General features: G+C 68.7%; 23 protein-coding genes and 3 pseudogenes. 5 read left to right on the plus strand and 21 right to left on the minus strand.

The annotated features are described in order from the left end of the window. Positions 1-635: 635 nt before the first annotated feature. Positions 636-2,066 (plus strand): endo-1,4-beta-xylanase, encoded by a 1,431-nt coding sequence (locus tag ACH4ZA_RS15145; RefSeq protein ID WP_398429713.1) that lies wholly within the window; start codon positions 636-638, stop codon positions 2,064-2,066. Positions 2,067-2,166: 100 nt separating this feature from the next. Then, positions 2,167-3,486: an RICIN domain-containing protein gene (locus ACH4ZA_RS15150; protein WP_398429871.1), complete on the plus strand. Its 1,320-nt coding sequence runs from the start codon at positions 2,167-2,169 to the stop codon at positions 3,484-3,486. A 100-nt stretch (positions 3,487-3,586) separates the two neighbouring features. Here ACH4ZA_RS15150 and ACH4ZA_RS15155 read toward each other — a convergent pair whose 3' ends face one another. The 4 genes from ACH4ZA_RS15155 to ACH4ZA_RS15170 all read right to left on the minus strand — a co-directional run bounded on the left by ACH4ZA_RS15155 (position 3,587) and on the right by ACH4ZA_RS15170 (position 8,579). Next, the gene (locus ACH4ZA_RS15155) at positions 3,587-4,807 is read right to left on the minus strand and encodes a metallophosphoesterase (RefSeq protein WP_398429714.1); all 1,221 of its coding nucleotides are present in this window, start codon (positions 4,805-4,807) and stop codon (positions 3,587-3,589) included. A 65-nt stretch (positions 4,808-4,872) separates the two neighbouring features. Beyond that, positions 4,873-5,304 (minus strand): 4-oxalocrotonate tautomerase family protein, encoded by a 432-nt coding sequence (locus tag ACH4ZA_RS15160; RefSeq protein WP_398429715.1) that lies wholly within the window; start codon positions 5,302-5,304, stop codon positions 4,873-4,875. Positions 5,305-6,487: 1,183 nt separating this feature from the next. Then, a complete protein-coding gene (locus tag ACH4ZA_RS15165; protein ID WP_398429716.1) occupies positions 6,488-7,498 on the minus strand; it encodes an ABC transporter permease in 1,011 nt (336 codons plus the stop codon). A gap of 40 nt (positions 7,499-7,538) precedes the next feature. Further along, complete coding sequence (locus ACH4ZA_RS15170) at positions 7,539-8,579, minus strand: substrate-binding domain-containing protein (protein ID WP_398429718.1); 1,041 nt, start codon at positions 8,577-8,579, stop codon at positions 7,539-7,541. A 173-nt stretch (positions 8,580-8,752) separates the two neighbouring features. Between ACH4ZA_RS15170 and ACH4ZA_RS15175 the strand changes: the two genes are divergently transcribed. Beyond that, a complete protein-coding gene (locus tag ACH4ZA_RS15175) occupies positions 8,753-9,514 on the plus strand; it encodes an ATP-binding cassette domain-containing protein (RefSeq protein WP_398429719.1) in 762 nt (253 codons plus the stop codon). Positions 9,515-9,583: 69 nt separating this feature from the next. On the opposite strand, the pseudogene ACH4ZA_RS15180 reads toward ACH4ZA_RS15175, so the two are convergent. From ACH4ZA_RS15180 to ACH4ZA_RS15190, 3 genes and pseudogenes are all read right to left on the minus strand, one after another. Further along, positions 9,584-10,224: pseudogene (locus tag ACH4ZA_RS15180) on the minus strand (TetR/AcrR family transcriptional regulator). Between the two features lie 99 nt (positions 10,225-10,323). Beyond that, the gene (locus ACH4ZA_RS15185; protein WP_351693824.1) at positions 10,324-10,785 is read right to left on the minus strand and encodes a MarR family transcriptional regulator; all 462 of its coding nucleotides are present in this window, start codon (positions 10,783-10,785) and stop codon (positions 10,324-10,326) included. 139 nt (positions 10,786-10,924) lie between these two features. Then, positions 10,925-11,977, minus strand: a complete 1,053-nt coding sequence (locus tag ACH4ZA_RS15190) for an ABC transporter permease (protein WP_398429720.1) — start codon at positions 11,975-11,977, stop codon at positions 10,925-10,927. A gap of 84 nt (positions 11,978-12,061) precedes the next feature. On the opposite strand from ACH4ZA_RS15190, the gene ACH4ZA_RS15195 reads away from it, so the two are divergent. Further along, a complete protein-coding gene (locus ACH4ZA_RS15195; protein ID WP_398429722.1) occupies positions 12,062-12,547 on the plus strand; it encodes a MarR family winged helix-turn-helix transcriptional regulator in 486 nt (161 codons plus the stop codon). Between the two features lie 241 nt (positions 12,548-12,788). Here ACH4ZA_RS15195 and ACH4ZA_RS15200 read toward each other — a convergent pair whose 3' ends face one another. The 11 genes and pseudogenes from ACH4ZA_RS15200 to ACH4ZA_RS15250 all read right to left on the minus strand — a co-directional run bounded on the left by ACH4ZA_RS15200 (position 12,789) and on the right by ACH4ZA_RS15250 (position 23,678). Beyond that, positions 12,789-13,454 (minus strand): response regulator, encoded by a 666-nt coding sequence (locus ACH4ZA_RS15200; protein WP_398429723.1) that lies wholly within the window; start codon positions 13,452-13,454, stop codon positions 12,789-12,791. Continuing rightward, positions 13,451-14,719 (minus strand): sensor histidine kinase, encoded by a 1,269-nt coding sequence (locus ACH4ZA_RS15205; protein ID WP_398429724.1) that lies wholly within the window; start codon positions 14,717-14,719, stop codon positions 13,451-13,453. Before ACH4ZA_RS15205 ends, ACH4ZA_RS15200 begins: the two co-directional genes overlap by 4 nt. 524 nt (positions 14,720-15,243) lie before the next feature. After that, a pseudogene (locus tag ACH4ZA_RS15210) lies at positions 15,244-15,819 on the minus strand (EmrB/QacA family drug resistance transporter); the annotation flags it as partial. Positions 15,820-16,286: 467 nt separating this feature from the next. Beyond that, entirely contained in the window at positions 16,287-17,219 is a 933-nt protein-coding gene (locus ACH4ZA_RS15215; protein WP_398429725.1) for an NADP-dependent oxidoreductase, read from the minus strand. A 563-nt stretch (positions 17,220-17,782) separates the two neighbouring features. Further along, complete coding sequence (locus ACH4ZA_RS15220; protein WP_398429726.1) at positions 17,783-18,652, minus strand: helix-turn-helix domain-containing protein; 870 nt, start codon at positions 18,650-18,652, stop codon at positions 17,783-17,785. Between the two features lie 145 nt (positions 18,653-18,797). Further along, complete coding sequence (locus ACH4ZA_RS15225; RefSeq protein WP_398429727.1) at positions 18,798-19,496, minus strand: type 1 glutamine amidotransferase domain-containing protein; 699 nt, start codon at positions 19,494-19,496, stop codon at positions 18,798-18,800. A 37-nt stretch (positions 19,497-19,533) separates the two neighbouring features. Further along, positions 19,534-19,926, minus strand: coding sequence for a nuclear transport factor 2 family protein (locus tag ACH4ZA_RS15230; protein ID WP_398429728.1), 393 nt, complete (start codon positions 19,924-19,926; stop codon positions 19,534-19,536). 52 nt (positions 19,927-19,978) lie between these two features. Further along, positions 19,979-20,578 carry a flavodoxin family protein gene (locus ACH4ZA_RS15235; protein WP_398429729.1) on the minus strand — a complete coding sequence of 200 codons (600 nt, stop codon included), beginning with the start codon at positions 20,576-20,578 and terminating at the stop codon, positions 19,979-19,981. A gap of 185 nt (positions 20,579-20,763) precedes the next feature. Next, entirely contained in the window at positions 20,764-21,675 is a 912-nt protein-coding gene (locus ACH4ZA_RS15240) for an alpha/beta hydrolase (RefSeq protein ID WP_398429730.1), read from the minus strand. Positions 21,676-22,148: 473 nt separating this feature from the next. After that, positions 22,149-22,238, minus strand: a pseudogene (locus ACH4ZA_RS15245) (IS5/IS1182 family transposase); the annotation flags it as partial. 441 nt (positions 22,239-22,679) lie between these two features. Continuing rightward, positions 22,680-23,678 carry an FAD-dependent monooxygenase gene (locus tag ACH4ZA_RS15250; RefSeq protein WP_398429731.1) on the minus strand — a complete coding sequence of 333 codons (999 nt, stop codon included), beginning with the start codon at positions 23,676-23,678 and terminating at the stop codon, positions 22,680-22,682. 92 nt (positions 23,679-23,770) lie between these two features. Here ACH4ZA_RS15250 and ACH4ZA_RS15255 point away from each other — a divergent pair, with 92 nt between their 5' ends. Beyond that, positions 23,771-23,929 (plus strand): hypothetical protein, encoded by a 159-nt coding sequence (locus ACH4ZA_RS15255; protein ID WP_398429732.1) that lies wholly within the window; start codon positions 23,771-23,773, stop codon positions 23,927-23,929. A gap of 267 nt (positions 23,930-24,196) precedes the next feature. On the opposite strand, the gene ACH4ZA_RS15260 is transcribed toward ACH4ZA_RS15255, so the two are convergent. The 3 genes from ACH4ZA_RS15260 to ACH4ZA_RS15270 all read right to left on the minus strand — a co-directional run bounded on the left by ACH4ZA_RS15260 (position 24,197) and on the right by ACH4ZA_RS15270 (position 26,524). Then, positions 24,197-24,736: a heme-binding protein gene (locus ACH4ZA_RS15260; RefSeq protein WP_398429734.1), complete on the minus strand. Its 540-nt coding sequence runs from the start codon at positions 24,734-24,736 to the stop codon at positions 24,197-24,199. A 271-nt stretch (positions 24,737-25,007) separates the two neighbouring features. Then, positions 25,008-25,571 carry a MarR family winged helix-turn-helix transcriptional regulator gene (locus ACH4ZA_RS15265; protein WP_398429735.1) on the minus strand — a complete coding sequence of 188 codons (564 nt, stop codon included), beginning with the start codon at positions 25,569-25,571 and terminating at the stop codon, positions 25,008-25,010. 443 nt (positions 25,572-26,014) lie between these two features. Further along, a complete protein-coding gene (locus tag ACH4ZA_RS15270) occupies positions 26,015-26,524 on the minus strand; it encodes a response regulator transcription factor (RefSeq protein WP_398429737.1) in 510 nt (169 codons plus the stop codon). Between the last annotated feature and the right edge of the window lie 55 nt (positions 26,525-26,579).

Consider the following 26,579-nt stretch of genomic DNA (forward strand, 5'->3'; position numbering starts at 1 on the left):
AAGGCCTCCTTCGGGGGACGGGGGTGAGGTGCCCCCGATGAACCACGGAGCGGACGTGCCGGGCGTATGGAATTCCGAAACATTTCGAAGAATTCCCGGAAGCTTCGACGCCACAAGGTAGGAATCCCCGGCTCATTGGTCAAGGTCTGTCGCCGATCTGTCCACAAACAGCGCCTCCCCTCCGGGCTCGGGAGGCTGTCGCTCCGGCCGAAGGCCCCCGCTGTCCAGGATGCGGCCGGCCGTCCGGCGGGATTCCGGAAGTTTCGGACGGGAAACGGAAACTTTCTGCGGGGAGTATTGACGAGTCATCGTCAATACCTCAATCATCCGAGCCTGAGGAGCCGGTCGCTGTTCGCGATGTCGAACCAAATCGGTGCTGCACGGCAGCTCCCTGCATGGCCGCACACCAGATCCGCGCACCAGAACCGCGCCACCCCGTCACGTTCCGCCCACCGTCCGTCCGCCGACGACCGGCCGGGCGCCGTACGTGCCGGTCGAGATCGTCCCGGTCCCAGGACCGGTGTCCGGTGACTCCGTGCTGCCCGAACTCCGGCCCTTCGTCGGCCGAGGGGGAGCGGACGACGCGTCCCCCTGCGGTTCAGTCGTTTTGTGATTCCTACCTTGGAGGCACCGTCATGGGTTCGTACGCCCTTCCCAGACCCGCCGTTCGCCGGAAGATCCGCGGCCTGCTGCTGGCGCTGGTCGCAGGCGTCCTCGCCGTGGTCGCCGCACTGGCCGTGCCGCCGACCGCACACGCCGCCGAGAGCACGCTCGGCGCCGCCGCGGCGCAGAGCGGCCGCTACTTCGGCACCGCCATCGCCTCGGGCCGGCTGGGCGACTCGGCGTACACGTCGATCGCGAGCCGCGAGTTCAACTCGGTCACGGCCGAGAACGAGATGAAGATCGACGCCACCGAGCCGCAGCGGGGTCAGTTCAACTTCGCCGCCGGTGACCGCGTCTACAACTGGGCGGTGCAGAACGGCAAGAAGGTACGCGGCCACACCCTGGCCTGGCACTCCCAGCAGCCCGGCTGGATGCAGAGCCTCAGCGGCAGCGCGCTGCGCCAGGCGATGATCGGCCACATCAACGGCGTGCTGGCCCACTACAAGGGCAAGATGGCCCAGTGGGACGTCGTGAACGAGGCCTTCGCCGACGGAAATTCGGGAGCGCGGCGCGACTCCAACCTGCAGCGCACCGGCAACGACTGGATCGAGGTCGCCTTCCGCACCGCGCGCGCCGCCGACCCGGCCGCCAAGCTCTGCTACAACGACTACAACGTCGAGAACTGGACCTGGGCCAAGACCCAGGCCATGTACTCCATGGTCCGTGACTTCAAGCAGCGCGGCGTGCCGATCGACTGCGTCGGCTTCCAGTCGCACTTCAACAGCGGCAGCCCCTACAACAGCAACTTCCGCACCACCCTGCAGAACTTCGCCGCGCTCGGCGTAGACGTGGCCATCACCGAACTCGACATCCAGGGCGCCTCGTCCACCACCTACGCCAACGTGACCAAGGACTGCCTGGCCGTCTCGCGCTGCCTCGGCATCACCGTGTGGGGTGTGCGCGACAGCGACTCCTGGCGATCGCAGGACACCCCGCTGCTGTTCAACGGCAACGGCAGCAAGAAGCCCGCCTACACCGCCGTCCTCGACGCGCTCAACGGCGGTACCTCCACGCCTCCTTCGGGTTCCGGAACGATCAAGGGCGTCGCCTCGGGCCGCTGCCTGGACGTGCCCGGCACCAGCACCGCCGACGGCACCCAACTCGCGCTCTGGGACTGCCACGGCGGCACCAACCAGCAGTGGGCGTACACCGCCGCCGGCGAGCTCATGGTCTACGGCAACAAGTGCCTCGACGCCGCCGGCACCGGCAACGGCGTCAAGGTGCAGATCTACAGCTGCTGGGGCGGCGACAACCAGAAGTGGCGTCTCAACTCCGACGGAACCATCGCCGGCGTCCAGTCCGGCCTCTGCCTCGACACCGTCGCGGGCGGCACCGCCAACGGCACCCTGATCCAGCTCTCCTCCTGTTCCAACAGCGGCAACCAGCGCTGGACCCGCACCTGATGGGATCCCTCATGGCCGAAAGGGTGAATCGATGAAGACCGACGGCGCGGACACCTCCGCCCCTCCGCACAGGCAACGCTGGTGGTCCAGGATCGCCGGCGTGGTCGCGGCGGCCCTCGCGATCGGCACGCTCGCCGCGGTGAATCCGGCGCCCGCCGAGGCGGCGACGGTGGACACCAACGCCTGGTACGTCCTGGTCAACCGCAACAGCGGCAAGGCGCTGGACGTGACCGGCGCGCCGACCGCCGACGGCGCGCGGGTCAGCCAGTGGACGCGCAACGACGCGGCCGACCAGCAGTGGCAGTTCGTGGACTCCGGCGGCGGCTTCTACCGGCTCAAGGCCCGGCACTCGGGCAAGGTTCTCGACGTGGCCGGGGCCTCGAGCGCCGACGGCGCCGCGATCCAGCAGTGGACCGACCACAACGGAACCAACCAGCAGTTCCGCCTGGCCGACTCCGATGCGGGCCACATACGGCTGATCAGCCGCGCGAGCAGCAAGGCGGTGGAGGTCCAGGGCGCCTCCACGGCCGACGGAGGCAGCGTCGTCCAGTACGCCGACTGGGGCGGCGCCAATCAGCAGTGGCAGATGATCAAGCTGTCGTCCGACGGCGGTGGAGGTGGCGGCGGCAGCGGCGCATGCGGCAGCGCACCGACCCTGGCGAGCGGTACGTACACGATCCAGAGCGGCGGCAAGAGCCGCAGCTTCATCCTCAGGGTTCCCGCCAACTACGACAACAGCCACCGCTACCGACTGATCTTCGCGTTCCACTGGCGGGGCGGAACCGCCGGCGACGTCGCCTCGGGCGGCACGAGCGGGAGCGCCTGGTCCTACTACGGCCAGCAGGAGCAGTCGAACAACTCCGCGATCCTCGTGGCCCCGCAGGGCCTCGGCAACGGCTGGGCCAACACGGGCAACGAGGACGTCACGTTCGTCGACGACATGATCCGGCGCATCGAGGGCGGACTCTGTGTCAACCCGGCCCAGCGTTTCGCCACGGGATTCAGCTGGGGCGGCGGCATGAGCTACTCCCTCGCCTGCAGCCGGGCGAACGTCTTCAGGGCCGTCGCGGTCTTCTCCGGCGCCGAGATCAGCGGGTGCAGCGGCGGGACCCAGCCCATCGCCTACTTCGGAATCCACGGCGTCAGCGACTCCGTCCTCAACATCGCGCAAGGACGGTCCCTGCGCGACAGGTTCGTCCGCAACAACGGCTGCACCGCCCAGAGCCCGCGCGAACCCGCCCCGGGCAGCCGGACGCACATCACCACCGCCTACTCGGGCTGCCGTGCCGGCTACCCGGTCCAGTGGGCCGCGTTCGACGGAGGCCACCTGCCGGGTCCGGTGGACGGCTCATCCGGCGAAAGCGGGGTCACCACCTGGACCAAGGCGGAGATCTGGAGGTTCTTCACCCAGTTCCAGTGACACGTCCGCACGAGGGAGTGGGGCCGGGACCACCCCGGTCCCACTCGTCCACGTCTGCCCCCGGACCGGCCCCCGGCCGGATCGACGGTCCGCCGAATGGCTACGGCGAGGCGGGCGGCTGCGGGGAACGGAGCACGAGCAGGGTGATCTCGCTGGGGGCGAAGACGCGGAACGGCGGGCCCCAGAAGCCGGTGCCGCGGCTGGTGTAGAGGAGGGTGCGGGCACCGTGGCGGCTGAGGCCGGCGAGGGCGGGCTGGTCGAGGCGGACCAGGTGGTGGAACGGCCAGATCTGGCCGCCGTGGGTGTGGCCGGAGAGCTGGAGGTCGACACCGGCTGCCGCCGCCCGGTCGACGAACGCGGGCTGGTGCGCCAGGAGCAGGACGGGCAGTTCGGGGTCGGCGCCCTGCAGGGCTCCGGCGAGGTGGGCGCGATGGCCTGCCAGGCCGGAGGACTCGGCGGTGACGTCGTCCACGCCCGCCACCACGAGGGTGTCGCCTCCGCGCTCGACCAGCAGATGGCGGTTGCGCAGCGGCTCCCAGCCCAGCTCGCCCATCAGGTCGACCCAGCCCTGGGCCGCGCTGTAGTACTCGTGGTTGCCGGTGACGTAGACACGCGCCCGGGTGGCCCGCACGGTACCGAGGGGGAGTGCCTGGGCGCGGCGGCGCTCGGCCGTGCCGTCCGCGATGTCGCCGGTGTGGCAGACCACGTCGGCTTCCAGGGAGTTCACCGTCTCGCACACCCGCGCCGACCAGCGGGCGCGATCGAGCGGGCCGTAGTGGGTGTCGGTGACGAGGACGACGCGCAGGCCGTCCAGCCCGGCGCCCAGCCGCGGAAGCCGTACGTCGAGCCGGCGCACCCGCGGCACGCGCCGGGCCTCGGCGTACCCCCAGCCGAGCAGGGTCGAGCCCACGCCGAGGACGGCCCACGTGACGATCCGGGCCCGGTCCTGACCCTCGCCGACGCCGGCCACGGTCAGGGCGAGCCGCAGGAAGACGCCGAGCAGGACGGACCAGGTGAACAGCACCCAGCTCGTGCCCAGCAGGGTGTCGCCGACGATCGCCGCCCGATCCTGCTGACGCCGGCCGTGGCCGCGCACCATGGCGAGCGGCATGCCGACGAGACCGAGGACGAACAGCGCGGTGCCGGCCAGCGTGACGGTCAGCGGCCAGTGCTGTCCGGCGTGGAGGAGGACCCAGCAGGGCACGGTCCACAGCAGGACGGGGGCGATCAGGGGGAGGAGACGCATCAGGCGGTGCAGCCGGCTCTGCCGGGCAGCCTGCGCCTCGCCCTCGGCGGGCCGGGTGTCGCTGGTGTCGGTCACGCTTCCCCCACTCGGCCGGGCTGCTGTCTCGCGCAGGGTATCCGGTCGTCCTTCGGCCGCCCGCGTCACTCCCCGGTGCGCTGCTTGCGAGCGAGGGCCACGAGATCGGCGTGGCGGACGATCGAGCCTCCCGCACCCCACGTTCCGTCGGGCTGCTCGTGCACGAGCACCCACACCCGCGGCGCATCGGCCTCGACGAGCCCGGCGGCGGACAACACGATCCCGGTGGCCTCGGCCACGAGGCGTTCCCTGCCCTCCTCGGAGAGCACGGCCTGCGGGACCGTCACGTCGACGAGGAAGCGCGCGGCGTCGTCCTCGGCGGTGGTCTGCGCCCCTTCCGGGAGTTCGACGAGGTAGCTCCACAACTGGGCCCTGAAGAAAGCTGCGTCGGGCGCCCCCTCGCAGCGCAGCAGCGCATCGGCCAGGTCGCGCCGGACCGTCTTGCGGCCCTCCGGGGTGAGGGAGCCTTGCGGCGCGGTGAGCCGGATCATCGACATGGGGAGATCTCCTGTCCGCCGTACGCGTCATCGTCGTGAGGCACTGTCAGCCGCGGTCATTCTGACCCGGCCGGCGCGGGCCGCAGAACCGGCCGTCTGCCTCCGGCGGCCGCGAACTGCCGGACCGGCAAGGCCGAGCACCTGCTCTCACGGCTGCCTCCAGCACTCGCCCGCCACGCCGAGGCCGCCGACGACCGCGCGGCCCAGGTGTACACCGGCGCGCCGGCGGCGGGCCCTGGAGGCCATCGACCTCCACCTCCCACCGGTCCTCGCGGTCCCCGTCCGGATCCGGCAGGCCTCGCTGAAGGCGACGCCGTGTTCCATCTGCCTCGCCCCCGCGCCGCGTGTCCCGGCACCGTGTCCTGGTCCGACCCACCCGGTCGGCGGTGCGGGTCTCACGGGGCCTCGCCGGCGGCGAGTCGGGCAGACCACTCGCGTTCGGCGATGACGAGGGCGTCCTCCAGCGCTTCCACGAGCACCTTCCTGAAAGGCGGAACGCCCTGAGCGGCGAGGTGAACCCCGTCGGCGCCGCGACGGGCGTGCGAAAGCGACCGAGCCCGTCCTTGAGTTTCCTGACCAGCATCGGCGGATAGAACGCGTTGTCCCACGTGTTCACATGGAGCCCGCCGACGAAGATGTCGACGCACAGCATGTACGGGTCGCGTTCGACGTGGAACTCCAAACCGAATCCGGTCCGCGACCCGGACGACATGGCGACCTCCCCAGCACTGGTGCTACGCCCTCATGCCCCGACTCCAGTGGTCCACTTCGAGGCGGTCGTAGCGATTCGATGCTGTCGCCGGCGACATCGACCGCCGTCGAAGCCGGGCCGGAGGAATGCCGGAGGCGGTGGTCACCCCCGCTCGGTCGACGTATGAGGTTGCTGCCGCTGGTCGCGCAGCACTCCGAGGCCCCGTCCGGAGGCGGCTCCCAGGCGGGCGACGGCCTGTGGACCTTGACCCAGGTCCGGAGGGGGACCACCGCAAGGTCTTCCGTGCCACTGTCCGCACCGGAGCCGACCGCATGGCGGGATGAGCGGCAACGACGGCTGCTGATGGCCGCGGACGACTCGATACGCGCCGTAGGGCGGATGCCGTCCCGGATGACGGCATCAGGGCGCGGCCGAAACCTGCTGGGAAGGCCGGTAGAAGCCGAACGGCAGGCGCGGACGGGACCACTGGCCTCAGCGTGAGCCGCTTCTCCGCAGAACCTGGTCGACGCCGACCGCGACGACGACGAGGGTCCCGGTCGCGACATCCTGGTAGAGACTGTCGATGCCCGCCTGAGTGAGACCGGAGCGGAGCACGTTGACGATGAGGGCTCCGATGAGCGTGCCGATGATGCTGCCCCGGCCGCCGAACAAGCTGGTGCCGCCGAGCACGACGGCGGTGATGCTCTCCAAATTGGCCGTCTGGTAGGCGTTCGGGTCGGCGTTGGCGATCCGGCCGAGGGCCTGCCAGGCGGCGATGCCGTAGAGGAATCCGGCGGTGACGTAGACCGAGAGGACCGTGCGCCACACGTTGATGCCGGTCAGGCGGGCGGACTCAGGTGCGTCGCCGACGGCGTAGACGTGCGGGCCCCAGGCGGTGTTGGCGAGTACGTACCAAAACAGCGCGTAAAGGCCCATGAGCATGAACGTCCCCCAGGTGAGGCGCATCGCTCCGAGCTGGATGCCGTTTCCCCAGAACAGGAGCAGATCGGAGGTCACCTGGTAGCTGCGCGAACCGGCGTAGAGCCTGCTCACCGCGAAGACGACGGTCAAGGCGCCCAGGGTCACGATGAAGGGGGGCAAGCCCAGCCGGGCGACGAGCAGGCCGTTCACCAGTCCCACGAACGTCGCCACGGCCAGGCCGAGAAGCAGGGCCACGCCGGGGTCGCTGCCCTCGAAGGCAAGTTTGGCCATGACGATCGTGCCGAGGACCGCGATGGCGCCGTTCGCGAGGTCGATGCCGCCTGTGAGGATGATCAGGGACTGGCCCAGTGCCAGAGTGCCGATCACGATGGACTGCTGGAGCACCAGCGAGAGGTTCTGCAACGTCAGAAACGTATCCGTGGTGATCGAGAAGACCACCACAGCAAGGAGCAGAGCGGCGAGAGGGCCGACGGTCGGCGTGCGCAGTGCGTACCGGAGTCTCTCCCGGAGCCGGGCGTGCCGTTTGTTGTCGACGGCGCGTCCGGTGGTAGGTGTTCTCATCGGTCAGCCTGATCCCCTTCGACCGCTCGACGTCGGTACGTCATCCCCAGCAATGCTTCAGACCCCAGTCCGTGTCCTGCGACGCCAGTCCGTCCACTGGCTTGTCGGTAATGAGGACGGTGCCCGTGTCCGAGACTCGGTGCGGCTTCCTCCCGCTCCTTGCGTACTCGACGACCGAGTCGACGCCTCGCACAGCCATCCTGTCCGGGAACTGCATGACCGTGGCGGCGTACTTGCCGGACCGGACGTCGCGGACGCCGTCGCACCCACCGTCGATGGAGCCGATGGTCACCTGGTGGGTGAGGCCGCGGGCCGCCATGGCCGCGGATGCGCCGCCGGCCACCGGCTCGTTGATCGTGTAGACCGTGTTGATGTCGCTCGTGCGCTCCAGGAGGTTCTCCGTCGCAGCCTGTGCCGGATTGCGTTCTCCATTGGTGTTCGCCTGTCCGCGGATCGCCGGGGAGTCCTTCGCGATGCCGAAGCCCTTGAGGAACCCCTCGTGACGCTGCTCGCTGACGGTGGAGTCGTCCGTGCCGTCGAGCATGATCACCTTGGGCGGTCGGCCGGCGAGAGCAGCCCTGAGGTAGGCACCCTGGAGGCGTCCCGCCTTGACGTTGTCCGTCGCGTAGGTGGCGTCGGTCGCGCTCGGCGGCTCGGTGGTGGAGTCCAGCGCGATCACCACAATGCCCTGTCGGCGGGCCTCCGCGATGGTGCTCAGGAGCCCCGTGCCGTTCGACGGGGTGATGAGGATGCCCTTCACGCCGCCGGAGATGAGATTCTCCATCGCGGCGACCTGGCCCTCGTTGTCCCCGTCGAACCGGCCGGCCAGGGCGATGAGCTTTGCGTCGTTCTCCTTCGCCGCTGCCTCGGCGGCCTTGCGTAGGGTCACGAAGTACGGATTGGTCTCGGTCTTGGTCACGAGGCCGATCTTGACCTTCCCCGACCCCGCGCCACCGCTGTCGCTTCGCCCGCCGCCGCATCCTGCGGCCCCGAGCAGAAGGCCACCCGCCATGAGGAGCGCCGCTCCCCGTCGGCAACGCCACTGACATGCACGCTCGCGGCCCGAATGGTCGTGCGTCATGGTCACGCCCTCCTTCGGCTGGTCCAACGCCCGCCGATTCCTGCCTCTGCCTCACGTGTCGAGATTATTCCGAAAGGCGATGTAAGCGAGCTTTGACCTACCGTTGACCATGGGGCGGATTTCCGCCGAGGACTGTACGTTCAGCGCCGTCGCACGGAGGAGGCGAGGTACGCGTGACCGGTTCGCCGCTGCTCGCACTGCGTGGCATCTCCAAGCGGTTCGGTGCCGTGCAGGCCCTCAAAGACGTCGAGCTGGAAGTCCACCCCGGCGAGGTCGTCGCCCTTCTGGGGGACAACGGCGCCGGCAAGTCCACTCTCGTCAGGGTCATCGCGGGCGTCGCACCGGCCGACGACGGCGTCATCGAGTGGGAGGGCCGGGCGGTGCAGATCAGGACCCCTCAGGTCGCCCAAAACCTCGGTATCGCGACCGTGTACCAGCACCTGGCGTTGTGTGACGGCCTCGATGTGGCCGAAAACCTCTTCCTCGGCCGGGAGCGGATACGCGCGGGTGTCCTCGGCCGCCTCTTCCGGCACATGGACAAGAGCAGCATGCGTGCGGAGGCACGTCGACAGCTGGACGCACTCGGCATTCACGTCCCCGACGTGCGCACCCCCGTCGCCACGCTGTCGGCGGGCCAGCGGCAGACGGTCGCGATCTCCCGAGCGCTCCTGGGCAAACCGAAGGCCGTCCTGCTCGACGAGCCCACCGCGGCACTCGGCACACAGCAGGCGGGCCATGTCCTCGACCTGGTCGACGAGCTCCGCGAACAGGGGATCGGGGTGATCCTCATCAGTCACAACATGGGAGACGTCAAGGCAGTCGCGGACCGGGCGGCGGTGCTGCGGCTCGGCTACAACAACGGCTTCTTCCACGTGCCGACCACATCTCAGGACCGGATCATCTCCTCCATCACAGGCATCTCGAGCAGCCCCTGACCCGGAAGTGGTTCCAGGAGGTGTGCCATTGGCTCGCGGTCGCCCCCGCCGGGGCGGTGCACCTGGAGATCAAGCGTGACACCTGTATCGGATTGCCTGAAGCGCAACCATGCCGTGGAGCACGGTGTCGACGATCTGCGCGGGCAGTCCGTCAGGGAGGTCGGGCTCGGGGCCGGCGAACGAGCGCATGAGCAGAGGACCGACGAACATTTCGACGGCCAGGTCCAGGTCGACGTCCGTACGAAGTTCCCCGTTCGTCCGGCCTCGACGGAGGATCGCCAGTCCGAGGTCACGCCGGGGAGTGATCACGCCGGCATGGTAGGCGGCCCATGTCTTCGGGCTGTTCCTCGTCTGGGCGTGCGCGTTGTGCAGGATCGCCGACAAGCGGCCGACCATGCTGCGTTGCCGCAGTGACTCCAGCAGAACGACGAGGTCGTCCCGCATCGAGCTGCCGGGGAGCGCGGGTACGGCGGACTCGGCAGCGCGTATGACGTCGACGAACAGATCCTCTTTGTCGCTCCAGCGGCGGTAGATGGCCGCTTTGCCGACGCCGGCTGTGCGGGCCATCCGCTCGACGGAGAGATCGCCCGGTGGCACGCCGTCCTCCAGGAGGTTCATCACCCCTCCAGGATGGCCTGTTCCACGGCTTTGCTGCGGGGGCGCCCGCGGGCGGAGCCGTTCGACGGCGGACGGCTTCCGGCACGGTTCATGGCTCTCCGTCGCTCAGTCTCGCCATGTCTCTTGTCTCCTGCTCCCATCGACGCGGCGGAGCCGACAGGGGCATCGGCTGGACAGCCAGGGCTCCAGGGCTAGTTCGAGGAGCGACTGTCGATGGCGAGGGCATCGGGGTTCAGTTCCTCGACCAAACGGTAGAGCAGACGGTGAATGCTGTCCTTGTCGTCCGGGGAGAGTGGTGAGGTCGTCTCCCGTTCGATCCGCCGGGCGATCGAAGCGGCACGAGCGGCAGTCGCCTCTCCCTCGGTGGTCGCGAACAGGCGCACGCTGCGGCGGCTGGTCGGGTGCGGCTCGCGTCGTAGGAGTCCTCTCTCGACGAGCTGACTCACTGCGGCTCCCATGGACTGGGCCGTGATGCCCGAGCGGCGCGCGATCTCTGCGGCGGACACCCCCGGCGTCCAGAGGGCCTGCTGCAGAGCGTTGTGCTGCGCCAGTGTGAGGTCTTCCGCGCGCAGTGCCCGCTCCAGCCGTCCGGCGATGATCTGGGAGAACTGCCAGGCGAGGTATCCGGTGGTGGGGAACGCGGCGTCGGTCACGGGCCGCAGTCTACGAGAGCGAGGTGTGTTGCTCGCCGGGTCGTCGCCGGGCAGCCGAGCTGCGTCCCCGTGCCATGGACCAATATCACTGCCGTTCCCCACGGACGGTGCCTGGGCACGGGGCAGGGCAGGAGCCGGGTCAGCCGACGGCTGCGCGGCGGGATCCGCGGGCATCGAGCCAGAAGAGCACCACGGCGGCGACGAGGATCCATGCCACCAGGATGACGATACCCGCGGTGAGACCGTCGTTGTTGAAGTGGGACAAGCCCTGGACGGCTCGTACGCCGACTCCCACCGGGAGGACCTCTGAGAGCGGACGCAGCCAGTCCGGCAGGTAGGCGGTGGGCAGCGTGCCACCGCTCGTGCTGTTGCCGAAGGTCAGCAGGACCACGGCGGCCAGCGACATCCCGGCGCGGCCGAAGAGGCGCATGAACGTCATGGTCGCGCTGCCGACGGCCGCGGCCATCAGGGCGATGATCCCTGCGATGCCCAGGAAGGGCCCGGGCAGTGCCGCGAAGCCGAGGCTGCCGGCCATCGCCGCCACGAGGACGCCGGCGAGGACGCTGAAAGTGGCCAGGCTGGCCAACCTCCACCGGTACTCCAGTCGCGGAGCCATCTGGTAGGTCATCATGCCGAACAGGAATCCGGCCAGCACGACGCCGAACCCGGCGTAGAACACCGACATGCCGCGGGTGTCGCCCGCCGAGGCCGGCACGAGGTCGCGCACGGTCAGCCGGTCATTGTTCGCCTTGGCGACACCGGAGAAGGCGCCGGTGACCGTCGAGGTCACCGAAGGGCCGTTGGCTCCGGCATACAGCAGGGTGGCGGACTTCCCGGGGCCGGTGACATAAGCGGCGTACACCTTGCGGTCCTGCAGCGCGCGGCGGGCCGTGTTCTCGTCCGCGTAGCGCTTCACCTCGAAGCCGCCGGACAGCCCGAGCTCCAGCCCTCCGGTGACCTGTTCGAGTCGCTGGGTCGTCCCGACGACGGCGACCGGAAGGTCGTGGGGCCGGGGGGCGTGGAAGGCGGCCAGGAACACGCTGACGAAGATCGAGCCGATGACCAGCACGATCGCGACGGGTAGCAGAACTCCCTTCACTCCGGTGGCACCTTGCGGCGTTGGAGCGGCGTCCATCGCGTGGTGATGGGGTGCGGGCCGCGCCTCGGCGGACGTGGTGGGTGATGTGGACATGGGAGAAGGTTCTCCATCTCTGATTAGAAGGTGCCTTATAGTTGTACCATAGAAATGTCAGGCACCTTACTGTCGGAGTCGCTGGTGAGCCGCACGTACGCAGATCCGTCCACGCGCATGGGCTATCTGGCATGGCAGGTGGTCCACGTGATGGGAACGCGGCTCGAGAGAGCGTTGCGTTCGCTCGACCTCACGGCGGCGCAGCACAACGCGTTGCAGCACGTCGGCTGGACGCCGGGAACCTCCGCCGCGGAAATCGCGCGTCGGACCGGCTTGACTCCCCAGTCCATGGGTGCCGCCGTCAACGCGCTGGTCGACCGCGGCCTTCTGGCGCGCCGCGAGCATCCTTCGAACCGGAGAACCGTGCAGCTGACCATCACCGACAGCGGCGCGAAGCTCGCCGATCGGGCGCGGGAGCTGGTGGAGCGACTGGACACGGAGGCGCTCGCGGTCCTCGCCCCCGCCGAGCAGGCGGCAATTCATTCCTTGCTGCTCCGCGTGCTTGCCGAGCTCAATCCTGATGCCCTGCCGCCGTTGGATCTGCGCGGTGCGGACTCCGGAGCGGCGTGATCGAGGTGGGCTTCGCAGAGAGGCGTTGGTGCGCCGTCTCCGGCAGTTGTCCCCGTTGCGTCGTGCCGTCGTAGTGGCGGTTCTTCCGGACGCGGACCTGGGCTGCGTCCGGAAGGCCTGGTGTGTGGGCCTCATACAGACGGACCCCGAGAGATGAACCCGGCCCCGAGGCGCCGATACATGCGCTCCTGGGGGCGGTTGGTAGCACGGTCGGGCACTTGCCAGTACGCCTGCCGTCGGGTCATGCACTGGGGTGGGCGTAGCCGGTCTGGTAGGCGATCACGACCAGTTGGGCGCGGGCGCGGACGTCGAGCTTGGCCATGATGCGGTTCACGTGGGTCTTGGCTGTCGAGGGCGAGATGTGGAGCTGCTCGGCGATGGCGTCGTTGGACAGGCCGCCGGCCACGAGGCCGAGCACTTGGCGCTCGCGTTCGGTCAGGCTCGACAGCTCCGGCACCGGAGTGCTCGTCACGTCGGGTGTGGTGAGGTAGTGAGCGATGAGTGCCTTGGTCGCCCTGGGCGACAGCAGCGCCTCTCCTCGGGCGACCAGCCGGATGGCGTCGAGGAGGTAGGAGAGGTCCACGCTTTTACCCAAGAACCCGCTGGCCCCGGCACGCAGCGCCTGGAAGACGTGCTCGTCGGCTTCGAAGGTCGTCAGGATCAGCACCCGTACGCCCGCGAGGTCTTCGTCCGCCGAAATGGCGCGCGTGGCGGCGAGGCCGTTCATGTCGGGCATCCGGATGTCCATCAGCACGACGTCGGCGCACGTGCTGCGGGCCAGCCTGACCGCCTCCTCGCCCGTCGCAGCCTCTCCGACGACCTCCAAGTCCGGCTCACACTCGATGAGCATGCGAAAGCTGGTGCGGACGAGGGCCTGGTCATCGACGAGCAGAACGCGGATGGTCATCCCTGCCTCCCCTCTGCGGAGTTCGCGCGCAGGGCCGTGCCGGACCGATCTGATGCGCGGGTGCCGGTCGGTGGGCCGACCGCGGGCAGAGGCAGATGCACGGCGAGGCGAAAGCGGCCGTCGGTGTCTGCTCCGGCAAGCAGGCTGCCGCCGACCGCCTGGGCGCGCTCGCGCATTCCCGTCAGCCCGTGTCCGGAGCCCGTCGCTGTCGACACCGGGGACGGGCCGACGTGTGGCAGGTTGGTGATGTGGATGTACAGATCGTCGGGCCCGTAGTCGAGGAGCAGGTCCGTCTCGGCAGTCGCGCCGTGTTTGTGGGCGTTGGTCAAGCCTTCCTGGATGACGCGGTAGGCGGCCAGGTCGATGGCGGTCGGCAGGGGACGTGGGTGGCCTATTTGCTGATGGCGGACGCTCAGCCCGGCCGCGGCCAGCGATTCGAGGAGCGCTCCGAGGCGGGACAGGCCGGGCACGGGGTCGGTCGGTTGGACCTCGTCCGGCTCGTCGTCGGACTGTCGTAGTACGTGCAGCAGCGGGCCCAGCTCGTCCAGGACCATGCGGCCGGCGTCACGGATGTGGCCGAGCGCCACCTCGGCCTGATCCGGCCGGCCTCGCAGGAAGCGATCGGCCAGCCCGGCCTGAATGGTGATCAGGGTGATGTGGTGGGCGATCACGTCATGGAGTTCCCGCGCGATGCGCAGCCGCTCCTCGGCGACCCGGCGGCGGGCCTCTTCTTCCTTGGTCGCCTCCGCCCGCAGCGCTCGCTCCTCCATCGCGGCGGCGTAGGCGTGCCAGGTGCGTACGGTGGCGCCGACGGCGGCGAACATCCCGGTCCAGGCGAACACGGCGCCGGCCTCCGGGCCGGTGGCCGAATCCGTCGAGTAGGTGATGACGGAGTACAGGGCGAGGGCCGTGCCCGAGACGGCGATCACGGCGATCCGCCGACGGACTGTTCGGGCCACGGTGTAGACCGCGATCAACGCGGCCGTCTTCAGCACCCGCGACGGATACGACTCGAGGACGGTGAAAGCCACCTCCCCGAGCACGGTCAGCGCCAGGACGGGCAGCGGTGCCCGGCGGCGGGCCAGCACAAGCAGGAACGCGGCCGCCGCGGCCACGGCGCCGGCGCCCGAGGGGTGTACGCCGTCGGGCCACCGTCCGAACAGCAGGGGCAGCAGGCCGAGACCACCCACGAGGATGGCGAGAGCGGCGTCCAGCAGGCGCGGGTGAGCGCCGGTGACCCGTTGCAGCGACGCCGGTCCGATCACGACTTCACCGTTCCTTGATACAGGTCCTCGGTTTCGGGCAGATGCGGCAGCCCGTTTCTCACGCTTGAAGGATTACGAGGGTCGGTGGTGTGCCGCTGCAACCGGGCTCACGCATCGCGCCGCCCGAGCATGACTGTCGCGCCGGCCAGAAGCACATGAAAAGCTTGCACGGTCAGCAATCCGTGTAAAGGGGAAGGGCTTATCCTGGGGAAAAATCCTTCCCCCCTTAAGGGCTGAGTTCCTGGGTATACCGGTGGACCGTCACGAACCTTCGAGGCTAACGCGTCGCAACTCTCTGGATGCCATTTGGCGGTTACAGCTATGTGAGATGAGTACCGATGTGCTTTGGTTGCAGCGAGAAAAGGGGGTCGTCTGGAGAGCACCTTCTTCTGCACACCGCTGTCCACGCCCTGCTCAGGGCGGTTTCAAAGTCCTGAACCTCATGAATTTATGCAGGTCACGGCCGTGCGACGGTGTGTCGGTGGGCCGCCAGGCGGCGTCGGCCGCCGCCGTCGTCGCTGATGCGCAGGCAGCAGGTCGTATCCGGCGGAGGCGGTGATCTTCTCGTAGATGCCGCGCCGCCCGTCCCGCGATCCGAGCACGGACAGCGCCCGCTGCACCTCCTCGCGCGAGGAGCGGTGCACGGGGTGGACGCTCAGGGTCTGCGCCATGTCGGGGGCGGTGACCGAGCTGCGCAGCCTGGTCTCCTTGAACAGCCAGGCCAGCACGAAGGCGAGCAGGACGACCGGGGCCGCGTAGAGGAACACGTCGGTGATCGAGGTGGCGTAGGCGTGCAGCGCGGACGGGCGCAGTTCGGGCGGGAGTTCGGATATGGAGCGCGGGTCGGGCTTCGAGCGCGGAGGCCGCCTCCGGCTGCGCCGTGCCCGCGAAGGCTCGCGCAGCTTGTCGTCGAGCCGGCTGGTGAAGATCGTGCCGAAGACCGCGACGCCGAACGCGGCCCCGATCGACCGGAAGAACGTGACCCCCGCGGTGGCGACGCCCAGGTCCTCGTACGACACCGCGTTCTGCACGATCAGCACGAGCACCTGCATGACCAGGCCGAGCCCGAAGCCGAACACGAAGAAGTACAGGCTCATCTCGATGTCGCCGACGACGCCGGGCCTGCCCGGATCTGCCCCCGACGCCTCGCCCCGGCCCGCGGGAGCGTGGGCTGCGCAAGCCTCGACCGAACTGCGGCCTCAAAGTATTTCAGGACTCTCATATCGGGCAGTTCCGGCGCCCGTCGCGACATGGGACAAAGGGAAGGGTTTTCTCTGTCGATTCCTCCTCGTCCGGCCGGGCCGCGCGATTGACGGTAGCTGTGCGGAATCAAAATGCACATCCGGACTCCCCGAAACCGGGTGAACGGTGGCGGCCGCAAGTTCGTGGCCGACGGCGCCACGGACAGTGCAGGTACCAGCGTGTGGTGGGACCCCTCACGAAGGATCCAACGGTGGCCCGGCTCTGACCGATCCCTCATGGCTGCGGCCGGGCTTCGTACGAAGCCCGGCCGCAGCCATGAGACGGCGTTGAGGGCCGCCGCCCCTGCGCCCATACGTGCCTCGGATCAGAACGTCAGCACCAGTCGGCCCCGCACACCGCCCGCGGCGAGGAGCCGGTGCGCTTCGGCGCCCTGCTCCGCCGGGAACGTCTTCGCGACCCGCAGCGTGATGCGGCCCTCCTCCACCTGCTGCCGGAGCCGGTCGAGCTTGGCGCGCTCCCTGGCGTAGCGGAACACGACGATCGGCTCGAAGGCGATGCCTCGTTCGCCGGGTCCGTCGAAGCCGCGCAGGGTCACCACTCGGCCGCCGTCCCGGACCGCCCGAGCCGTGAGAGCGCCGAGTGACGCGGCGTCGACGACTCCGTCGACGCCGTCAGGGACCTCTGCGCGTACCCGGTCCGGGTACTCGGCTCCGCGGCGGAGTACGGCGTCGGCACCGAGTTCCTTGATCAGGGTCTCGTCCTGCTCCGAGGCGTCGGCCACCACCCGCAGCCCGTCCGCCTTGGCGAGCTGGACGGCATAGCCGCCGACCGCGCCGGCCGCTCCGGTGATCGCGACGGTCTGTCCGGGTTCCAGGCCGAGCGTGTCCAGGGCCAGGCGTGCGGTCAGGCCGTTCATCGGCAGCGACGCGGCCTGCGCGTCGGTCGCGCCGCGGGGAGCGCGGACGACGGAGTCCACGGGGACCGCGATCTGCTCGGCGTAGGCGCCGTGCGCGCCGCTGGGGAGGACGATCGCCATCACATGGTCGCCGACGCTCAGATCCGTGTCCGTACCCGGGCCGATCTGGTCCACGACGCCGGCGGCTTCCATGCCGGGAACGAACGGCGGCTGGGCGTCCGGCGACCGGGCGGGTCCGCTGCGCTGGAGGGCGTCGACCGCGTTGACGGTCGCGGCGTGCACCCGGATGCGCACCTCGCCCGGACCGGCCTCGGGGGCGGGCAGCTCCAGGATCCGAAGCACCTCAGGCCCGCCGAATTCCGTGAAACCTACAGCCTTCATCGAATTACCTCATTGCTCGGCATGCGGTCGTTGAGGTGTCCGACATTTCCGCCTCGCACGTGCCGGGAAAAGGGGAAGGTTCTTGGCTGGGATGCGGCTATAGGGGGGATGAATACCTCCCCCCTATGACACCGGCACCGGCGAGAGACGTGATGCTCAACTCGGTCGCGCTGTGGCATCTCGATGAGAGCACGTACGTGGGGGAGTCCGAGGCAGGCTCATTCCGAGGGCGGAAAGAGCGGTCCCGACGGTCCGAGCGTCCGGACAGCGTGGACGACGAAGCCGCTCAGGAGCATGCCGATGGTGGTCGCGGCCGTCCAGCCGCCCGTCGCCCACAGCACCGAGGCGGCGGCCGAGCCGATCGCGCCGGGGAAGTCGAGTTGCTCGTGAGAGAGGCCGTTTTCTCCGCCGGTCGGGGCTCTGCAGGAGAGGCAGGCCGGTGAGATGTGCTCGTTCAGTAATGCCCGCTGACTTTTTCGAGCCTGTGCAGGCGAAATTCTGTTCAGCAGGGCAGCCCTGGCCGGGGAAATGACTTCCCCCTGCGGACGCACGAGGGAGAGGGCTCAGGTGACAGTGTCGGACGCCGTCCGTTTCTGGTCCGCGGCCCAGGACGACAGGAGGCGCAGTGCGTCGTGGGACGGGGAGCCGGGTTCGGCGTTCCACACGATGATGTGCTGGTCCGGGTCCGTGCCACAGGTGAGCGTGTTCCAGTCGAGGGTCAGTTCGCCCACCACCGGGTGATGAAGCTTCTTGGTGCCCTTGCCCCGCGCCGCGACGTCGTGTTCGGTCCACCATTGCCGGAACTGTGCGTCACGGGCGGAGAGTTCCTCGACCAGGGCGGTGAGGCGCTGGTCGCCGGGGTATCGTGCGCTCTCCATGCGCAGCTGGGCGATGGCCAGCCGGGTCACCTCTTCCCAGTCCGCGTACAGCTCGCGCATCCAGGGTTCGGTGAACAGCAGCCGGACGAAGACGCGCTCCTGTTCCGGGTAGTGTCCGAAATCGGTCCACAGGGCGGCGGCGAGCTGGTTCCAGCCGAGGATGTCGGTGCGTCGGCCGATGACGAAGGCGGGGGAGGCAGTGAGATCGTCCAGCATGCGCTGCAGCTGTGTGTCCACCTGCTGGCGTTCGGGTGACGCGGACGGGCGCGCCCGCTCTTTCGCCGCGAGGTCGAAGAGGTAGGTGCGCTGGTCGTCGTTCAGGCGGAGCACCTGGGCGATCTCGTCGAGCAGGGGGGCCGACGCTTGGAGGCGGCCCTGCTCGATGCGCGTGTAGTACTCGGTGCTGATCGCGGCGAGGAGGGCCACTTCCTCACGGCGCAGACCGCTCACGCGTCGTCGTTGCCCTCCGCGGAGTCCGACCTCGGAGGGGCTGAGCTCGGCACGGCGGGCCTTGAGAAACTCACCCAGCTCGTTCAGATGGGGGTTGCGGTTCATATGTGCAGCCTCGCACAGAAGCCCGGCGTTGTGATGGGGAGAGATCTTGCCTACGTTGGGCGGCAGCCCGGGCACGAGGGTAGGGGACTCGGCGGCCCGGAATACGTACCGGGCCGCCGAGTCCACTACCGGGTGCAGCTGAGTGTCAGCTCAGTGCCTTGACCAGCTCCTGGGCCAGCGGAACCGCCGAGCCCGGGTTCTGGCCGGTGAACAGGGTGCGGTCGACCTCGACGTGCTGGGTGAACGGCTCGGTCTCGCGATAGTCCGCGCCGAGTTCGCCCACGAGGCGGTCCTGCAGCAGCCACTTCGCGCGGTCCGCGAGACCGTTCAACTTCTCCTCGGCGTTGGAGAGGCCGGTCAGCCGGTAGCCGGTGAACGGGGACGTCCCGTCGGGACCGATGGTGGCCAGCAGGGCGGCGGGGCCGTGGCACACCAGGGACACCGGCTTGCCCGAGGCGAGCCAGTCGGTGAGCAGCTTGCCGGAGGCGGTGTCGTCGGGCAGGTCCTCCATCGGGCCCCAGCCACCGGGGTAGAACACGGCCACGTAGTCGTCGATGGCCACGTCCTCGATGCGCATCGGGTTGGCCAGCTCGGTCGCCTCGCGCAGGGCGGTCCGCATGCGCTCGGCGCCTTCCTCGCCGCCGTTGAAGTCCGCGGTGAGGCTGAGCGCGTCCGCCGTGGGCGGTACACCGCCGGGTGTCGCGGCCGCGATCTCGTATCCGGCCTCCTTGAAGACCTGGTACGGGCCGATTGCTTCCTCGGCCCAGAATCCTGCTGGCTGCCGGGTTCCGTCGGCCAGTGTCCAGTGGTCGGACGCGGTGATCACGAAGAGGATCTTCGCCATGGTTTGCTCCTGATGGCCTGATGAAGTGGTGGGGGTTTCAGCCCTTGAGGGCTTCCTGGAGGACGTGGCTGTCGGCGGCCTGTCGCATGCTCACGGCCTTGCCGTCGCGGACGGTCCACAGGTGGATGAACCGGACGTCGGCCTTGTTCCCGGTCTTGGTCTCGGCGTGGTAGTGCCCGAACACGAAGACGTGGCCCTCGTCGTCCGCGTAGAACTCCTCGGGCACCGCGCCGAAGGACTCGTAGTTCGGCATCGTCCTGCCGAAGAAGTCCTGCGCCGCGCTGGCCCAGCCGTGGTAGACGCCGCTGTTCGGGAAGCCGGGGGTGATGTCCCAGACGAGGTCGGGGGCCATGACCTCGCTCGTGACCTCCGGGGACATTCCGGACTCGTACAGTCGGCGGATGAGGGCGAGGTTCGGGGAGTCGGACATGGTTGCTCCTTGCGGGGGGTGGTGGATCGGATACGGAAAGAAAGTCTGGTGATCAGGCGGCGAGAGCGGCCCGTCCGGCCCGGAAGACCGCAGCCTGTCGAGCGACCCGCGCTCCCAGGTGCTCCGCGGTGGCGATGTCCGACGTGTGGACTGCTTCCGGACCGGCGTCGGTCGGGCTCTGGGCGCCGGCGCCCACGAAGAAGCCGAGCCGGTTGATGTCGTCCTCGCTGCCCGTGGTGGAATCCCAGCCCGGCTGCAGACCCAGGCTGATCCAGTGCATTCCGTGCTGGGCGGCCATGGTGGTGAAGTAGCCCAAGGTGGACGACTTGTCGCCGCTCTTGGCACCGGAGTTGGTGAAGCCCGCGGCGAGCTTGTCCACCCAGGACTGTGAGTACCAGCGCTTGGTGCTGGCCTGGGCGAACGTGTGGAAGGCCGCGGAGGCGGTGCCCATGTACGTGGGGGAACCGAAGATGATCGCGTCAGCGGCGTCCAACTGCGCCCACTGCTCGTCGGTGATGGTGTCCACGGAGATCGAGACCACCTCGGCGCCCGCTTCCGCTGCGCCACGCGCCACGGCTTCGGCGACGACAGCTGTGTGCCCGTAGCCCGAATGAAAGGCAACGGCGATCGTGGGGCGACCGGAATGGGACATGGTGAACTGGCTCCTCGAGGGTCTTTGTGCGGTGTGTGACCAAGCTTTGCACCGGAAGAGCGCGCTGTGAGGGGGAAGGAATTTTCCCCTGCCTACCGCTCTCCACGTACGCGATTTCGGTCCGGCGGCCGTTCCTGCAGAGTGGCCTGTACCGCATCCTCGTGGAGCTGATGCGTTGTGAACCACTAAAGAACGGCGAAGAACTCCGCCATCTTGGGGATCGCCTGGTCCACGTACGTAGGCACGTCGTAGAGTGCGATATGCGTCGCGCCGTCGACGACGAACAACTCCTTCGGCCCCTTGGAAAGTTCGTAGGCCTGGTCGCTGAACACCTTTGTGTCCGCCTTGCTCCCTGCGATGAGGAGCAGCGGCTGGGTCAGCAGTTCCGGGATCTGGTCGAAAGCCGAGAAGGCGAACATCTTGTCCATGCTGGTCAGCAGGAAACGGCCCTTCGAATTGGGGTGCTGGCCTCGCGGCGTCCTGTAGTAGTCGTACCCTTCGCGCAAAAGGTCCGGCGTGGTTTCGTTGATCTCCTCCGGCGTTTCCGGGACGAACGGGGCGTAGGCCGGCTCTGCTCCCCTTGCTTCCGCCGTGCGCTGTTGGGCGACCATTTCCAGCGTGCCGATCTGCTCGGCCACCGGGGAAAGATGCCCCAGGAAGCCCCTGGAACCCTCACCCATCGGAGCTGCGCTGACCGTAGCCACTGCCTTGAAACGACGTTCGGTTTGGGCCACGCTGATCGCGTAGCCGCCGCCGGCGCAAATGCCGAAGACCCCCATTCGCTCGGAGTCCACGAACGGAAGAGTGGTGAGGAAGTCGGCTGCACAGCGAGCGTCTTCGACCCGAGTTGTCGGGTCCTCCAGCAGGCGGGGTTCGCCACCGCTCGCTCCCTGATAGGAGGAGTCGTAGACGACAGTGACGAATCCGTGCTCAGCAAGCCTCTTGGCGTAGGTGCCGATGGTCTGTTCCTTTACGCCTCCTGCCGGATGAATTCCGACGAGTGCCGGATACTTCTTTCCTTCGCTGAAGTTTTCCGGCAGATGGAGATGTCCAGCAATCTCCACTTCCTTGTTCCTGAACGAAATGATTTCGACCACGGCGCGCGCCCCTCTTTCGGCCTTCGGTTCGCCGTCGGGCGACCCTCAAATCATGATCTGTCGAAGCTCAGAGCATGTCTACTCGTGGTAGGGGGAGGAATCCTTCCCCTGGATACCGCTCGCCAGGTAAGCAATCGTTCCCTGATGGGGAGGCTCTGACCGCACATCGAGAAGTGCATGCGACCCGAAAGCATTTCGTTGGAGTCGACCCGGATCGGCGTGTCAAAGTTCTACCGCGCCGCAGGCTCCCCTCACAGACCGTCCGTCGCGGTGATCGGGTATAGGTGAGCGTTTACCTGAGACGTCAGCCACCCCGGTCCGCTTCGCCGGTGCGTTGGTGCCCCAGCTCCCCGAATGGCATCGGTGGAATATCGCATGCCGGTGACGTTCGGAAATCAATTTTTGAGTCTTTTCCATCCTCAGTCTGAACTGGCCAGATGGAGCGTGAGGACAGCCTGGACGAGGTTCGTGATTCAGGTGGTCGAGCAGTGGAGCTTGCGCAGGATCCGCCAGGACTTGAGGGTGGCGATGGCCTGTTCGACCAGTGCCCGCACCTTCGCATGGGGGGCCGGGTACGACCGGTCGTGCCTGTACTGAGCCCATGGCCCGACTGCGGATCCTGTTCGCCGCCGCCCCACGAGACGGGCCCGTTCACCGTGTGCACACCCTGCGGCCGGGGCCCGCACTGCCGAGCTGGACGTCCGACGGCGGTGCCGAGTCGCATGACCAGCTCGAGCAGCGCGTCACGGATCAGCGCGCCGTCCAGGGTGTGCCGGGCGAGGGTGTGGCGCACGGTCTCGGTGGCGGGCAGGGTTCACGGGGTGACCGGGGCGGGGGCCGATTGTTGCCCGAGCAGGAAGGCCCGCTCGCCTGGACGGGCGTCGCCGTGGCGGGGTCAGGGGCGCCCCGGGTACCCGTGGGCCATGTTCAACACCAGCGCGTACTGCGCCATGGTGATCAGCCGCGTCCCGACGACTTCTCCGGAGAGCCTTCGGATCACCGCGTTATACGCGTATCGCGGGTCGTCGTCCTCGCCGTGCGCCAGCATCCAGTTGAACCGCTGGCTCAGGCTGCTCCACGGCGTGCCTCGGGGCTGCGTATCGGCCGGGAGGGCTTGGGTGAGGCGGTCCACGGTTGTCGCCGCACGAACCTTGGTCCGCTCCTATCGAGGCTGAGGCCCTGAAGGCTCGACTCGACGATCTGTACATTGAAGCTGCCGTCCGCGGGTCCCAGTCGGCGAACTCGGTTTGGAACTCCTCGATGGTGGCGGTCGCACTCCAGGATTCGTCGGTGTAGTTCCCGGCCGGGGCGAAGGCGACGACGTTGACGGCTTGCCCACCGGCGACCGGATAGTGCACGAAGTGCCGTCCGGGCCCCAGCCAGAGGGTCTGGGCACGGCGCAGAGCGAAGCCAGGCGCGGCTCGGGCGGGCACGATCGTGCGGAAGGCGCAGATACCGGAATACGTCGGCGGTGAGGGCTCGGTCACCGCGCCGCGGACGACGGAGTGCACGCCGTCGGCGCCGATGACGATGTCCGCCTCGACCTGGCTGCCGTCGGCGAAACGCAGCAGTACGACGTTCTTGCGTACGTCGACCGCCGTGCACCGTGCGCCCAGGCGAACCCGCTCACTGGGCACAGCCGTCTTGAGCGAGTCCAGCAGGTCGGCCCGGTGCACGACATAGGTGCGCTCGCCGTAGAGCCGTTCACAGACGCCGCTCAGTTTCTCGACCGAGAGCACGTTGCCGTCCGTCCAGCGGCGGAACTCCCACCCCCAGTCCAGTGGCACGGCCCGGCGGAGGAACTGGGCCATGACGCCGATACGCCGCAGCAGCCGAACGGCATTGGGAGCCATCACGAGCCCGGCGCCGACCTCGGTGAGTGCGTGCGCCTGCTCGTAGAGGGTGGCTGTGAACCCCGCCTGGTGCAGGAAGGCACCCGCGGCGAGACCGCCGATGCCACCGCCGACGATGGCAATGCGCGGACCCGGCACGGTGGCAGGCATTGATGGACTCCTCTGGGTCGTCGATGCCAATGAACTGGCCACTCCAGATCCTGACGGGCGTCCTGCGCTCCAGGAACGGTTGTCCTCATTGAATGGACGCCGGTTTCCAGGTCGCCGTTGAGCTGGTTCGCCAAGACGAGCCGTACCGGGTGGACGAGCGGATCACGACTCGCCGGAGTGAACCGGGCACGCTCGCCGAGGAGTTGGCTGAGCGGCTTCAGGAGGTCCGGGCCGAACGGCAGAGTCGGTGAACGTCGAGAGGGTCCTGAACCGGCCGACCGATGCGTTCAGTGGTGGTGAGTCTGGCGGCGATGCGCCGGCTGAGATGGGGGGCACGATGGCCGGGAGGGGTGAGCCGGCCGGCCACGGGTTGCAGCCGGGCAGGCGCGGGGGGTCCCGGTGATGCGCGGCTGCGGATGCGCCGGCCGACGGGGCATCCGCAGCCGTGGTGACCACGGGGCGGGCGGTCCTGCACGAGGTGTGCAGGGGTGAAGATGGCTTGCCTGTTCCGCAGGGAGTCAGAGTGCGGCCAGTGCGGCGCGAGCGACTTCGTCGTCCTGGGCCGGGGTGCCTCCGCCGACGGCGAGGGCGCCGATGAACTGGCCGTTCTCGAAGATCGGTCGACCGCCGGCCAGCAGGCTGGCGCCATTGGCGACGTGGGAGGCGATCTGGGCCGGGTCCTTGATGTTGGAGGCCAGGTCGGCGGTGGCGGCCCGGTAGGTGCGTGCGGTGTGTACCTTCTGCGGGACCAATGCGGCCGCCGCCGAGCTGTTGTTGTCCATACGAAGGGATGCCTTGGCTTCGCCGGCGGAGTCGACGACCAGGACATACATGGGTGGAAGGGTCGAGTGGGCGCGCACGTAGCGGATGGCGGCCTCGGTGAGCCGCTGGGCCTGGGCCAGGCTGATCGTCCGCGTGGCGGTCGATCCGCTGGTGCCGGTGGCGGCCGAGGCGCTGCCGGCAGCCATCTGGCTGACCGCCAGTCCGCCCGCGACCGCCCCCGCCATCCCCATCATTCCGCGCCTCGTGGCCAGGGTGTTGCCGGACTCTTCTGTCATGACATTGCTCCCGCGTCTTGGTGTGGGACGTGCTTACGCATCTCGGAGTCGTTCCTCGGCGACCTGCCCGCGTCGACGGGCATGACGTGGCCGTCGACCTTGGATGCCTGGTGCGGACGGTGGGCGATGGCGTGTTCGCCGTGCCCTCCCGATCACTTCATGCATGAAGTTATATCCGGCGTCACTTCATGGCGCAACGATGTGTCGAGTGACGTACTTCACGCGTGAAGTCATGTCGCGTGCCTGAACCGAGGCGTCACGGCCTCAAGGCTCAGTGGAGTTCGGCGCTACCCGCTGCCTGCATGATGCGCCGCGCAATCTGGCCCATCTGACGCACCTGCGTGGGGGAGAGGCTGTCGAAGACGAGGCGGCGGACCGCGCTGACATGACCAGGGGCGCTGGCCTCCAGCTTCACCATCCCTGCCTCGGTCAGGCCGGCCAGGGTGTAACGGCCGTCGGTGGGATCAGGGCGGCGGGTGAGCCAGCCGCGCCGCTCCATGCGGGTGGCGACCTGGGAGAGACGCGGCAGCTGACTCGCGGTGAAGCCGGCCAGCTCGCTCATGCGAAGGGTGTGCTCGGGGGCCCGGGACAGGCCCACGAGGACTTGGTACTCGAAGTGGGTGAGCCCGGCGTCCTGCTGGAGCTGCCGATCCATTGCCGCGGGCAACTTGGTCACCATGCCGACCAGGGCCATCCAGGCGTGGAGTTCCTCCTCGTTCAGCCACCGGATCGGTTCCGCAGTCTCGCTGCTCTTTGCCGGCTCGGTTTGCCTGCCGGGGCCGTGTTCGCCTGCGGCTGCGCTGAGGGTTCGCTTCACGGCGCGGTTCTTGGCCATGAGCAGATTCTATGCGCGAGGCAGGACAGGTGACCTTGCTCGCGAAGCGGCCGAGGAACCGGGCCGTCGCCACCCGCTTGGGCAAACTCACCGCCCGCTCGGAGGTCGACGTCCAGATCGCCGCGATCAACGACCGGCTCCGACCCGGCCGGGCCGACCGACCCACGTGCCATGCCGGCCCGGAATCCCGTCAGTGCGTCGCACAAGGGAGAGATGCCGCATGGCGGCTCCGTACCACTGCGCCGACAGCGAGAACGGTGACCACATCGGTGATCCCTCCGAAGACGCCCTGTTCATGCCGTCGACGACCTCAACGACACCGACAACACCTTTGGGCTTGGGCCGACTTCAGTCCGCCGGCACCGCGTAGTCGTACGAGACGCTGTGTCCGTCGGCCTTGGTCACGGACACCATGGTCTGCTGTTGCTTCCCGTTTTCGGACGTCACCGTGCACTCGACCGAGTCGCGCTGTAGCGGCCTGAGACCTCCGGGCGCAGCTCACGGATTCCGGCGTCTTCCGGACGAGCGGCAGGGAGTGGTTCTCGCGGACCTGCTTCTCGACCTCCGCACGGCTCACGCTCCCCGTGGAACCGACCGGCGCTGGTCGACTCCGTGCTCAGCAGCCGCGGTGCGGCCACATACGCGAGCCCGCCCACGGCAACGGCGGCTGTCACCGGGAGAGTGGGCCGCCGCTGACGGTGGCCGCGCTTCGGCCCGCAGGCCGACAGCGTGCGGGCGGGGTCGGCCTGGAGGCCGGCTTCCGCGTCAGGCGGGCGGTGTCTGGGGTCGTGTACGAGCCCGGTTTCCCAGGCCCAGGCGGCGATTTCCACGCGGTTGCGCACGCCGAGCTTGTCCTTGATGTTGGCCGGGTGGGTCTTGACCGTGCCCAGGGACACGTAGAGCTCGCCGCAGATCTCCTGGTTGGTGCGGCCCACCGCCACTCCGCCGGCCATGTCGCTCCCACCGCCGGGCTGAGCGCCGCGGCGCGCCTCCCCAGCCGGGGGAGCC

Origin of the sequence: Streptomyces sp. NPDC020597, from assembly GCF_044335095.1 — a bacterium.
GTDB lineage: Bacteria > Actinomycetota > Actinomycetes > Streptomycetales > Streptomycetaceae > Streptomyces.